Origin of the sequence: Frankia sp. AgB32 (assembly GCF_023243045.1) — a bacterium.
Taxonomy (GTDB): domain Bacteria; phylum Actinomycetota; class Actinomycetes; order Frankiales; family Frankiaceae; genus Frankia.
In genome coordinates this window covers 1-11,218 of the sequence record NZ_JALKFX010000052.1, presented here as the reverse complement: position 1 = coordinate 11,218, position 11,218 = coordinate 1, and the positions used below count along the sequence as shown (strand labels likewise).

The window sequence follows — 11,218 nt, the reverse complement described above, 5'->3', positions numbered from 1 at the left end:
CCATCCGCCATGTTGAGCGGTCTGGTGGGGTCGGAGTTGTGTATACGAGCCCGGGCCGGCGCGGGCCGGGGCGTCGCGCTGACCCGCGCCGCCCGGCGGGGACACGGCCGGAGCGGCAGCGGTGGGGGTGCTCGTCATGACTTAGCTACGCCACGCGTTGTAGAGCAGCGGCTTGCCGTTGGGGTCGACGGACAGGCCCTGCACCCGGTTGGCGACCGCGACCACCTTCGTCGGCACGTACACCGGCAGCACCGCCGCGTCGGTGAGGACCACCTGGTGCTGCACCTTCGCGTAGAGCTCGTCCCGCTTGGCCTTGTCCAGGGTGGCCGCGCCGGCGTCGGTCCACTCGTCGACCTTCGGGTCCTTCAGGTTCGCCGCGTTCTGCCCGCCGGTGGCCGGGGTGCTCGCCGAGTTGAAGAAGCCCCGCAGGATGTCCGGGTCGAACCGGGTCCAGGAGAAGTCGTACAGGTCGTACTGGCCAGACCCGGCGAGCGCCACGAAGGCGCCGATGTCGAGGGCGGGGTGGCTGATGTCCACGCCGATCTTCTTCAGGTCGGCCTGGATCGCCTGGGCGACGACGGCCCGCTGCTCACGGGTGTGCGGCGGGTTCCACGGCCAGTCGACGGTGAGTCGCTTGCCGTCCTTCGTCCGGTAGCCCTGGGCGTCGCGCCCGGTCCAGCCGGCCTCGTCGAGCAGCTTGCCGGCGGCGGTCGGGTCGAACTTCAGGCTGCCGTCGAGGGAGGAGTCGTAGGACGGGGTGCCCGGGGTCAGCGGGCTCCACGAACGCTGGTACTGGCCGAAGTAGACCGTCTTGACGATCTGGTCGATGTCGGTGCCGAGCTGGATCGCCTTGCGCACCCGAACGTCGGTCAACGCCCCGCGCGCGGTGTTGAGGTAGATGGCGTAGCTGCCGCCGGCGTCCTCCACCTTCTGGATCTTCAGGCCGTTGTCCGCCTCGACCGTCTTCGCGTCCGACGGCGAGATGCTGGTGGCGACGTCGACCTGGCGGCTGGTGATGGCGCCGCTGCGCACCGGGTCCTCGGTGAGGAACCGGAAGACGACCTTGTCGAGGTAGGCCGCGCCGGTGTGCGGGGTCTGCTGCGGCGCCCAGTTGTAGGCCGCGTTCTTCGTCAGGGTGACGCTCTGACCCTTGGTGTAGCCGCTGAACACGAACGGTCCGGTGCCGATGATGGCGCTGCCGCCCGCGCACAGCGCGTCCGGACCCTTGGTGAGCGACTTCGGTGAGTAGAAGCCCAGGTTCGGGGTGCTCGCGCCCTGGAGGAACGGCGAGAACGGCTTGCTGAACGACACCTTCACCGTGTGCGGGTCGATGATCTCGGTGCCGCTGTACGGCCCGAGCAGCGTTGCGGCGTACTGGGACTTCGTCTTCGGGTCGGCGACGCGGTCGAAGTTGACCTTGACCGCCGAGGCGTCGAACGGGGTGCCGTCGGTGAACGTCACGCCCTCGCGCAGCTTGAAGGTGTAGCTCTTCAGGTCCGGCGCGACCTGCCAGGAGGAGGCCAGCCACGGGTGGAAGGAGCCCTTGGCGTCGATGGTGACCAGCGAGTCGACCACGCCGCGCTCGATGTCCCCGGTGATTCCCTGCGGGTTGACCTGCAGGTCGAAGCAGGTGGGCTCGACGTCGAGAGCGTAGGTCAGCGTCCCACCGGCCTTCGGGGTGCCGGCAGTGGCGCTGCCGCCGGAGCCTGAGTCGGAGCCGCAGGCGGTGAGAGCGAGGGTCGCCGCTGCCGCCCCGGCGACCAGGGCGAGGCGAACGGGTCTGGAGTGACGCATGGATGGGCTCCGGGAGTAGTTCTGTGACCAGACGGTGGGCAGGTGGGCAGGAGACGGGCAGAGCTGTTTCCGGCCGGCGGGATCGCGCATTCCCCGCCGGCCGGGCACGCCGCAGTGGCCGCGCGTCAGGGTCCGAGCGGCTATTGCGGGCGCGGATTGTTGGCGCCCGCAATAGCCGGCGGCGGGGGAGGCCGGGACACGCGGCGCGGTGTCAACCGTCGCAGCCGGTGTCGCGACGCCACTGCTGACGACGCGGGCGTGGACCGCGCGGGCACGGCGCGGCCTGCTGGTGAAATCCGGGTCGCGGCGGCTTTTTCGGCGCCGCGACCTCAGCTACAGGAGGCGCTGGTCACTCGAAGAAGATCGATATGCCGTCGCGCCGTAAGGAATGTGTGTACTGAAAGCTGCCCGGCGGTTACGGCCGGCCGGGTCGATATCCGGCCGCGCGCCCCGGGTGCTGGCGATCGCTGCTGGATGTCCATGGCATTAATTCTAGGGCCATTAAACACATTAGGGCTATCAAATGTGATGTGCGTCACATGTATCGGACGGGGGGTGTCGAATTGCGGACGGGTGCATCCCCGCGAACACTCTCTGCTGTTCCGCGTCGATCGACCTGCGCCCCGTTCGCCTTCCACTTACCCGTACCGAGGCGCGCTCCCGAGATGTGTCACCAGCGAAAGGCGCGACCGCGAAGGATCATGCCTGGCAGCGCGCCCCTACTTCCCGGAATAACCGGAGACTGGATGCTCTGAAGACGGACGACTCTTTATTGCCGCGACCGCCGGTTACCCACCGGATACCTTTCCGGTGAAGTCGGAGCGGGCCGCCCGTCCGCGTCAGCCGGAAAAGGACGCCGGCACGTCCTCGTGACGTTCGGAGCCCGCCGGCTGGCTGGGCACCGGCGCGGCCGCCGTCGGGCGGTCCCGCAGCAGCAGACCGACGAGGACACTGACCACGGCCGCGGTGATGGCGGCGACGACGCCGCCGACCCGCAGGCCATGGACCACGTCGTCGGGCCGGGACGCGGCGCCGAGGCCGGAGTTCGCCACGGCGACGATCACGGCCAGGCCCACCGCGGAGCCGACCTGCTGCGAGGTGGAGGCGACCGCGTTCGCCACCCCCTGCTCCTCGACGGCCACGCCGAGTCCGGCGGCGGCGAAGCACACGGTGAAGGCGATGCCGCCGCCGACGCCCCACACGGCGATCCCGGGCAGCAGCGCCAGGTACGAACCGTCCGTCGACATGGCCGGGACGAGCAGCGCGATGCCGATCCCGCACAGCAGCAGCGAGAGTGCGAGCGTCGCGCCGTAGCCAAGTCGGCGCGCGGCGGCGGTGGCGATCGGCCCGGCGCCCGCCATCGAGATCACCGTCAGCGGCAGGAACGACAGGCCGGCCTTCAGCGGGCTGAACCCGAGAATGCCCTGCAGGTAGGTGGTGAACAGGTAGTACTCGCCGGACAGCGTGCCCGAGAAGACGAACACGGCCAGCACCGCCGTGGTCAGGCTCCGGTAGCGCAGCAGCCGCGGCGGCAGCAGGGGAGTGCGCAGCCGCAGTTCCAGCGCGGCGAACGCGGCGAGGAGCACCGCGCCCACGATGATCGTGCCGGTCGCGCGCACCGACAGCCAGCCGGCATCCGGGCCGCTGACCAGGCCGAACACGACGAGGGCGACGCCTGCGGTGGCCAGCAGGCCGCCGCCGACGTCGAAGCCGGCGTACCGGTCGGTCCGGGGCGCGTCCGCCGGCAGCAGCCGGGGAGCGAGGGCCGCGATGATCGCCGCGACGGGGACGTTGACGAAGAACACCCACTCCCAGCCCAGGTAGTTGGTCAGCAGGCCGCCCGCGAGCGCGCCCGCGGCCAGCCCGCCGCCGCCGGCCGCGCCCCACGCGGCCAGGGCCTTGGCGCGCTCGGCGCCGGCGGGGAAGGCGGTGTTGATCACCGTGAGGATGGTCGGGAACAGCAGCGCGCCGCCCACGCCCTGCACCGCGCGGGCCGTGATGAGCAGCCAGGGCGCGTCGGCGAGGCCGCCGACCAGGGACGACAGGCCGTAGATCACGACCGCGGTGATGAACACCGGCCGTGCGCCGAGCCGGTCGGCCGCCCGGCCGCCGAGCAGGAGCAGGCCACCGAAGGTCACAGCGTAGGCGCTGACCACCCACTGCAGCGACTGCGAGCTGAAGTCGAGCTCCTTGCCGATGTCGGGAAGCGCGACGTACACGATGTTGTAGTCGATGGCGATCATGAATTCGGCGAACGCCAGGAGCGCGAGCGTCAGCCCGAGTCCTGTTTTTAGTCGGGGGGCTGAAGCTGAAGCAGCCACGGCAGCGGCTCCTTCCGTCGAGGGCGCGGTCCTGCACCGGGAGGGTGATCGGCCGAGGTGGCCGGCCGATCCGGACATCGCGTGATGCTACACAGCGTTCTCTCTACTGTCTGCCGATTGGTATTTGAACGGCGTGTAGTAAGTGGTCGATGTAGAGTCGGCCGGGTGGACGGGGTGCAGCTGAGCCGGCGGGAGCGCCTGCGGGCCGAGACCGTGCGGGACATCAAGGAGATCGCCCTGCGGCACATGGCCGCGGGCGGAGCGGCCGTGCTGTCGCTGCGCGCCATCGCCCGCGAGATGGGGATGACGGCCGGCGCGCTGTACAGCTACTACGACACCCGCGATGACCTGATCACCGCGCTGATCGTCGACGTGTACGAGAACCTCGCCCGTTCCCTGGAGGCCGCGCGCCGCTCCCGCCCGGACGACCCGGTCGGCCAGCTCGTCGCCGTCGGCGTGACCTACCGGGAGTGGGCGGTCGCGAACACCCCCGAGTTCCAGCTCGTCTACGGCGATCCGATTCCGGGCTACCAGGTTCCCGAGGACGGGGCCGAGCTCGCCGCCGAGCACCGGGCCTGCGGAGTGCTGATCAGGATCGTCGCCGCGGCCTGGCCGCGGCGCCCCCCCCCCCCCCCCCGCCGCCCCCCCGGGGGCCCCCCGGGCGGCCCCCGCCCCCCCCCCCCCCCCCCCCCCCCCCCCCCCCCCGGCCCCGGNNGGGGGGGGGGGGGGGGGGGGGGGGGGGCGGGGGGGGGGGGGGGGGGGGGGCGGGGGCGCGCCGCCGCCCGCCCGGGCGGCGCCCGGGAGGCGCCCGGCGAGCCCGGGCCGGGCCCCCGGTCGTACGCCTGGTCCGACTTCCGGCCCGATTTCGCGACGATGGCCCGTGCGTCGTTCCCCGACCTGCCGGCCGACGCCGCCGCACTGTCGCTGCGGCTCTGGGGCCGCCTGCACGGGCTGGTCGCCCTGGAGGTCTATGGCCACCTGCGCCCGCAGGTCAACGATCCGGCCCGGCTCTACCGCGACGAGCTGCACGATCTCTGCGCTCTGCTCGCCGGCGCCGGCTAGGCCAGCAGGCTCGGCAGCCGCTCCAGTGACGGCAGCCAGGCCGCCCCCCGCGCCAAGGCCTGCTCGCCGGCCTCCCGCGGATAGCGGTGGACGCTGCGCCGTGACCGGATCCGCCAGCCCTCGTCGAGCCGGACCAGCACGTCCTCGTAGTCGCCGTTGGTGACCGAGCCGTCGACGAGGATGGCGAGGTAGCGGCTGAGCGCGCGCACCGTCCCGTCCTCGCCCACCAGGACGGCGGTGTCCTGCGTCTGGTGGTTGGGGGCGTCGGGTGGCACCGCGCGCAGGAACTCCCGCACCTCGCCGAGCCCGCGCAGCGTCCGTCCGCTGCGGGCGAACTCGAACACGACATCGTCGGTGAACACCAACCCGAGGGCATCGTCCTGCTGGTTGTCGCAGACGTGCGAGAACAGGGCGAGGGTCTGCCCGATCTCGGCGAGGTCGGCGGCGGACAGCTTCGTGGTCACGGTGCCTCCTCCTTGGGTCGGCCGGGCGCTCAGGCCTCGACGGCGCCGAGCTGGTGCAGGATCGCGAGCCGGTCGGGCAGCACGGAGTAGTTGACGACCTGGCCATCACGGAAGGTGACCAGACTGATGCTGTTGGCGTCGATGCTGCGCCCGGTCGGCGCGACGCCGAACAGCTCGCCGTGCTGGGTGCCCTGGATCCGCCAGAACACCACCACCTGGTTGCCCTCGGCGACCAGGTTGGTGACCGTGGTCCGCACGTCCGGGACCGAGGCGCGCAGCCAGTCGACGTGCTGGCGGAAGCCGTCCCGACCGCTGGACCAGCCGTGGCGCCCACGGGTCGCGTCGTCGCCGTCGTCGGCGATGAACGTCTCCAGCAGCTCCACCCGACCGTGGTTGACGACGTCCTCGTACAGTCGGCGAGCCGTCTCCTTGTTGGCCTCAAGGTCGATGATGGCCGCAACGTCGATGTTGGCCTCGACGTCGGTCTCGATGCTCACGTGGCACTCCCTCGTGCGGTCGGTGATGGTCAGGTCGGTGCGGCGGGCGCCTCGGAGGGCCTACTGCGGCGGTTCGCCGCGGTAGGTGGGCGCCAGCAGGATGCCGGTGGAGGCGAGGATCCCGCCGTCGACGGGGATGACGGTGCCGGTGATGTAGGACGCGGCCGGCGAGGCGAGGAACCAGATGACCTCCGCCTGCTCTCGGGCCTGCGACCAGCGCCCCAGCGGCACGCGGCGGGTCAGCGTCGCGTTCAGGTCGGGGTTGGCCCGCTGGCCGGCGGTGCGGGGCGTCGCGGTCAGGCCGGGCGCGATCGCGTTGATCCGGATGTTCTCGCAGGCGTAGTCCAGCGCGGCGGCGCGCACGAGGTTGATCGCGGCGGCCTTCGTCGTGTTGTAGGCCCAGGTGTACGGGTCGCCGCGTAGCCCCGCCCCGGAGGAGGTGACGACGATCGATCCGCCGCCCGCCGCCCGCAGCGCCGGGGCGGCCGAGCGAATGCCCAGCACCACGCCGCGCACGTTCACCGCGTAGATCTGGTCGAGGCTCTCGATGGCCCCGGGTGCCTCGATCGGCGGGGCGCCGCCGATGCCGGCGTTGAGCACGGCCGCGTCGAGCCGGCCGAAGTGCTCGATCGCCAGCGCGACCGCGGCGTCATTGGTCCCCGGGTCGGCCACGTCGCCGGCCAAGGTGACGATGTCCTCGCGTCCGGCGAACGCGTCCAGCCCTTCCTTGGACACGTCGACGGCGACCACGCCGAACCCGCGCTCGGCGAACAGCTCGACGCTCGCCTGGCCTATCCCGGCCGCGGCGCCGGTGACGACGACTGCTGCGTTGGGCATGTCCCACCTCCTTCCGTAACGTTCGAGTCGTGTTCGGGCAATAATTCACGGGGTGGTGGCCGCGGCTGAGACACCCATTCCCGCTGGTGGGCCCACCGATGGGTGGGTTGGCCGAGTTTCCTCAACCTACAAGGAATGTAAACGACGGGCAGCCGCTTTCATGTGCCTTTGATCCGAAACCAGACAACAACGACCGGCTGAACCCGGACAGATCCGGTGAACGGCGACAGCAGAACAACATGGAATGGTGTGGGTTCGGACTACGTAGAACTACGTAGTCCGCCCGGAAACGCGCGGACCGGAATTCTTTGTCGGATCACCGGCCGGCGGGCCCGTCAGGTCAGGGTCTCGATGAACTCCCGGATAGCGGCCACCGTCGTCGGTGAGTGTTCCTCCAGGATCGAGAAGTGCTCGCCGGGGACGTCCACCGCTTCGTGCGGGGTCGACCAGTACGCCTGCCAGCCCGTCGGATTGGCCGGATCGATCGTCGTGCGCCGTAGCGGCTGCGCCGCCCGCACCAGCAGCGTCGGCGTCTGGACCGGTTTCGCCTGCCAGCCGTCGAAGATCTTCACATAGGCGCCCATGGTCGTGAGGCTGGCGTCGCTCCAGACCATCTGGTACCGCTCGACCCGATCCAGCATTCCGCTGATCATGGCGGTGAGCCACCAGTCCGCCATTCCCTCCCGGACCGCGCTCTCCGGCGGGTAGCTGTCGATCAGGATCAGACCGGACGGCGCGACGCCGGCGTCCTCCAGCTCCGCGGCCACCGCGTGGGCGACGACGCCGCCCATCGACCGGCCGACGAGGACGAACGGGTCATCGCCGACGAGGCGCGTCACCTCGCGCACGTGCGACTCGATGTAGGTGCGCTCGTCCACGGGGAGATGGTCGTCCTCGGCGTAGCCGGGGGACGGCAGCACGAACACGTCGCGTTCGCCGCGCAGCAGCGTGCCCAGCCGGGCGTACTCGTGCGGCCCCGAGACCGCGCTCATCGCCGGGAAGCAGATCAGCCGGTGCCGCGCCGGCCCCTCGGCGAGCTGCAAGGTCGGCACCGCGTGCTGCCCCGCCGTCGAGGCGTCGAACGTGGGCCGCAGGTATGAGGCGACGACCAGCAGCTGCGCCGCCGCGCCGAACTGGTCCGCGGCGCACAGCGCCAGGTACAGCTCGGCCAGCGGACCCTCCTGCGGTCCCACCGCCCGGACCCGCGCCGGCGCTGCCGCCGCCGACGCCGGACCCGCGCTCTCGGCCGCGGCCACGGCGGTGAGCTGCTCGGCGAGGTAGGCGGCGAGCGCGGCCGGGTTGGGCTGGTCGAAGGTGAGCGTGGCCGGCAGCCGCAGCGCCGTCGCCGTGTTCAGCCGGTTGCGTAGCTCGACGGCGGTCAGCGAGTCCAGCCCGAGTTCCCCGAAGTCGCGCCCGGGCTCGATCGTGTCGATGCCCGGGTGGCCCAGCACGCTCGCGGCCTGCCGCCGGACGAAGTCCAGCAGGACGGCCGGGCGATCCTCGGCGCCGGTGTCGGCCAGCAACCGCACCAGCGCTCCCGCCCCGCCCCCGCCGTCCGCCGCCGCGCCGCCGCGCCGTGCCCCTGGTCGGGCCGCCCGGACGAGGCCGCGCAGCAGCGCCGGGACCGGCGCGTCCGAGGCCGCCCGGGTTCGCAGCGCGCCGAGGTCGAGCGCGGCCGGGACCAGCAGTGCCGCCTGGTCGTGGGAGCCGACGGCGTCGAACAGGGCCAGGCCGTCGGCGGCCGGCAGCGAGCGCAGGCCACTGCGGGCGATCCGGCGCTGGTCGGCCGCGGCCAGCTCGGCGGTGAACGTGCTGGTGTCCGCCCACAGTCCCCACGCGAGGCTGGTGGCGGGCAGGCCGTGGGCGCGGCGGTGCTGCGCGAGGGCGTCGAGGAAGCTGTTGGCCGCCGTGTAGCTGGCCTGCCCGGGCCCGCCGGTGAGACCGGCGATCGAGCTGTACAGCACGAACGCCCGCACGGTTGGGAGGTCCCGGGTGGCCTGGTGCAGATGCCAGGCGCCGTCGAGCTTGGGCGCGAGGACGGTGTGCAGCCGGGCCGGCGTCAGACCGGGCAGCGCCCCGTCGTCGATGGTCCCGGCGGTGTGGATGACGGCGGTGAGCGGGTGCTCGGCGGGGATGGCGGCGAGCAGCTCGTCGAGGGCGGGCCGGCTGGTGATGTCGGTGGCCGTGATGGTGACGGCCGCGCCGAGATCCTCGAGGCGGCCGCGGATGTCGGCGGCGTCGGGGTGCTCGGGGCCCTGACGGCTGATCAGGTGCAGGTGGCGGAGGTGGTGGTGGGTGACGAGGTGGTCAGCGAGGTGACGGGCGAGGGTGCCGAGGCCGCCGGTGATGAGCACGGTGCCGAACGGGTCAAGGTTCCAGCCGGCAGGCCCGGTGTCCGCTGCTGTGTCCGCCGGTGCTGTGTCCGCCGGTGCCGTGGTGACGGTGACGGTGGCGGTCGGAGTGGCGGCGGCGGTGAGGCGGGGGGTGTGGGCGGTGCCGGCGCGCAGGGCCATGGACGGTTCGTCGCCGGCCTCGGCGGTGGCGACGGCCGCGGGCAGGGCGGCGGCGGAGGCGGGCTCGTGGTCGGTGTCGAGCAGCAGGATGCGCCCGGGGTTCTCGGCCTGAGCCGTGCGGAGCAGCCCCCACACCGGGGCGACCGCGAGATCGACGTCCTCACCGGCGACGCTCACCGCGTGCGAGGTGAGCACCGCCAGCCGTGTCGTCGCCAGCCGTGGGTCGCCGAGGTAGTCCTGTACCAGCGCGAGGGCACGCTCGACGGTGGCCCGCGCGGCGCCCGCCACCTCACCGCCCGCTTCCGCGCTGGCGCTGGCGCTGGCGCTGGCGTCCGATGGTCCGCTTCCGTGCTGTCCGCCGAACGCGACCACGACGAGGTCCGGGGCGGCCTCGCCGGCCTGGACCGCCGCGCCGAGGACGGCCAGGTCCGGAGGCGCGGTCACGACGATCTGCCGGTCGGCGCCACCGAGCGCCGCGGTGACGGCGGCCTGGGCATCCGCGCCGACTGCCGCCCAGCTCGCGGCGCCCGGCGTGGCGAGGACGGGGGACGGCCAGCTCAGTTCGTAGAGGGAGTCCTGCCGGCTCGCCCGGGACGCGGCGAGCTGCTCGGCGGAGACGAGCCGGGCCAGCAGCGAGTCCACGGTGAGGACCGTGGCACCGGTGCTGTCCGCGGCGTGCAGGGAGATCTCGTCCGGGCCGTGGACGGTGAGGCGCACCCGCAGGGTGGTGGGACCGGTGGCGTGCAGCCGGACGCCGTTCCAGGCGAAGGGCAGGCGGCTGTGGCCCGCCGGGACGTCGGTCAGCCCGTGGAAGACGGACAGGTGCACGGCGGCGTCGAGCAGCGCGGGGTGGACGCCGAAGCCGGCGGCCTCGTCGGTGTGGCTCGCGGGCAGCGTGACCTCGGCGTAGAGGTCGTCGCCGGCCCGCCAGGCGGACCGCAGCCCCTGGAACACCGGCCCGTACGCCAGCCCGGAGGCGGCCAGCGCACCGTAGATCTCCTCGACCGGCACGTCCACCCGCTCGGCTCCCGGCGGCGGCCAGGCGGCCAGCCCATCCGGTGCGCCAGCGCCGTTGGCACCTCCTGTCACCGTCTCCCCGGCCGTCGCGGTGTCGCCGTCGGCGAACACGCCGCTGGCGTGCCGGGTCCAGCCCGCGTCGGGCGCGTCGTCGTCCTGCGGACGCGAGTGGACGGCGACGGGACGGCGTCCCGTCTCGTCGGGGGCGCCGACAGCGACCTGCAGGGCGACGGCACCGCGTGCGGGCAGGATCAGCGGCGTCTCGAACAGCAGCTCCTCGAGGACACCGACGCCGAGTTCGTCACCGGCGCGCAGCGCCAGATCGACGAACGCCGTGCCGGGGACGAGCACGTTGCCCTGCACCGCGTGGTCGGCGAGCCAGGCATGCGTTGCCAGTGACAGCCGCCCGGACAGCACCACCCCGTCCTGGTCCGCCAGCCCGATCGCCGCGCCGAGCAGCGGGTGGTCGGCGTTGGTCAGCCCGAGACCGGTGGCGCTACGCGCGCCGGTCGCCGCTTCCTCCAGCCAGTACCGCTGACGCTGGAAGGGATAGGTGGGGAGCGTTCGGGTGAGGTGGCTCGCGGCGGTGCCGGTGCCGGTGGTGGTGAGGGTGGTGTGGGTGGGGGTGTGGCCGTGGGTGTGGAGGGTGGCGAGGGTGTGGGTGGTGCTGCCGGTGGGGTGGTGGGCCGGGCTCTTTTACGCCACGCCGAGGG

8 protein-coding genes are annotated in these 11,218 nt (G+C 72.7%); 1 reads left to right on the top strand and 7 read right to left on the bottom strand.

Translation table 11 applies throughout. From position 1 onward, the window contains the following. Positions 1–141: 141 nt before the first annotated feature. The 3 genes from MXD60_RS16850 to MXD60_RS16845 all read right to left on the bottom strand — a co-directional run bounded on the left by MXD60_RS16850 (position 142) and on the right by MXD60_RS16845 (position 4,115). Entirely contained in the window at positions 142–1,794 is a 1,653-nt protein-coding gene (locus MXD60_RS16850) for an ABC transporter substrate-binding protein (protein ID WP_248820249.1), read from the bottom strand. Between the two features lie 329 nt (positions 1,795–2,123). Beyond that, positions 2,124–2,276 (bottom strand): putative leader peptide, encoded by a 153-nt coding sequence (locus MXD60_RS29970; RefSeq protein WP_368861242.1) that lies wholly within the window; start codon positions 2,274–2,276, stop codon positions 2,124–2,126. 357 nt (positions 2,277–2,633) lie between these two features. After that, positions 2,634–4,115, bottom strand: a complete 1,482-nt coding sequence (locus tag MXD60_RS16845; protein WP_248820247.1) for an MFS transporter — start codon at positions 4,113–4,115, stop codon at positions 2,634–2,636. 84 nt (positions 4,116–4,199) lie between these two features. Here MXD60_RS16845 and MXD60_RS16840 point away from each other — a divergent pair, with 84 nt between their 5' ends. Next, complete coding sequence (locus tag MXD60_RS16840; protein WP_518468114.1) at positions 4,200–5,177, top strand: TetR/AcrR family transcriptional regulator; 978 nt, start codon at positions 4,200–4,202, stop codon at positions 5,175–5,177. Here the strand turns inward: MXD60_RS16840 and MXD60_RS16835 are convergent. The 4 genes from MXD60_RS16835 to MXD60_RS16820 all read right to left on the bottom strand — a co-directional run bounded on the left by MXD60_RS16835 (position 5,174) and on the right by MXD60_RS16820 (position 10,964). Beyond that, on the bottom strand, positions 5,174–5,641 hold the full coding sequence (locus MXD60_RS16835) for a nuclear transport factor 2 family protein (protein ID WP_248820244.1): 468 nt from the start codon (positions 5,639–5,641) through the stop codon (positions 5,174–5,176). The genes MXD60_RS16840 and MXD60_RS16835 overlap by 4 nt on opposite strands. Before the next feature lie 29 nt (positions 5,642–5,670). Further along, positions 5,671–6,138 carry an ester cyclase gene (locus tag MXD60_RS16830; protein ID WP_248820242.1) on the bottom strand — a complete coding sequence of 156 codons (468 nt, stop codon included), beginning with the start codon at positions 6,136–6,138 and terminating at the stop codon, positions 5,671–5,673. Between the two features lie 60 nt (positions 6,139–6,198). Further along, positions 6,199–6,975 (bottom strand): SDR family NAD(P)-dependent oxidoreductase, encoded by a 777-nt coding sequence (locus tag MXD60_RS16825; protein WP_248820240.1) that lies wholly within the window; start codon positions 6,973–6,975, stop codon positions 6,199–6,201. A gap of 335 nt (positions 6,976–7,310) precedes the next feature. Continuing rightward, on the bottom strand, positions 7,311–10,964 hold the full coding sequence (locus MXD60_RS16820; RefSeq protein WP_283098503.1) for a type I polyketide synthase: 3,654 nt from the start codon (positions 10,962–10,964) through the stop codon (positions 7,311–7,313). Positions 10,965–11,218 lie beyond the last annotated feature (254 nt).

What these genes read in the sequence shown, in the direction of transcription:
- MXD60_RS16850 (WP_248820249.1), bottom strand. Translation starts at nt 1,794, where the DNA reads ATGCGTCACTCCAGACCCGTTCGCCTCGCCCTGGTCGCCGGGGCGGCA.
- MXD60_RS29970 (WP_368861242.1), bottom strand. Translation starts at nt 2,276, where the DNA reads ATGGACATCCAGCAGCGATCGCCAGCACCCGGGGCGCGCGGCCGGATA.
- MXD60_RS16825 (WP_248820240.1), bottom strand. Translation starts at nt 6,975, where the DNA reads ATGCCCAACGCAGCAGTCGTCGTCACCGGCGCCGCGGCCGGGATAGGC.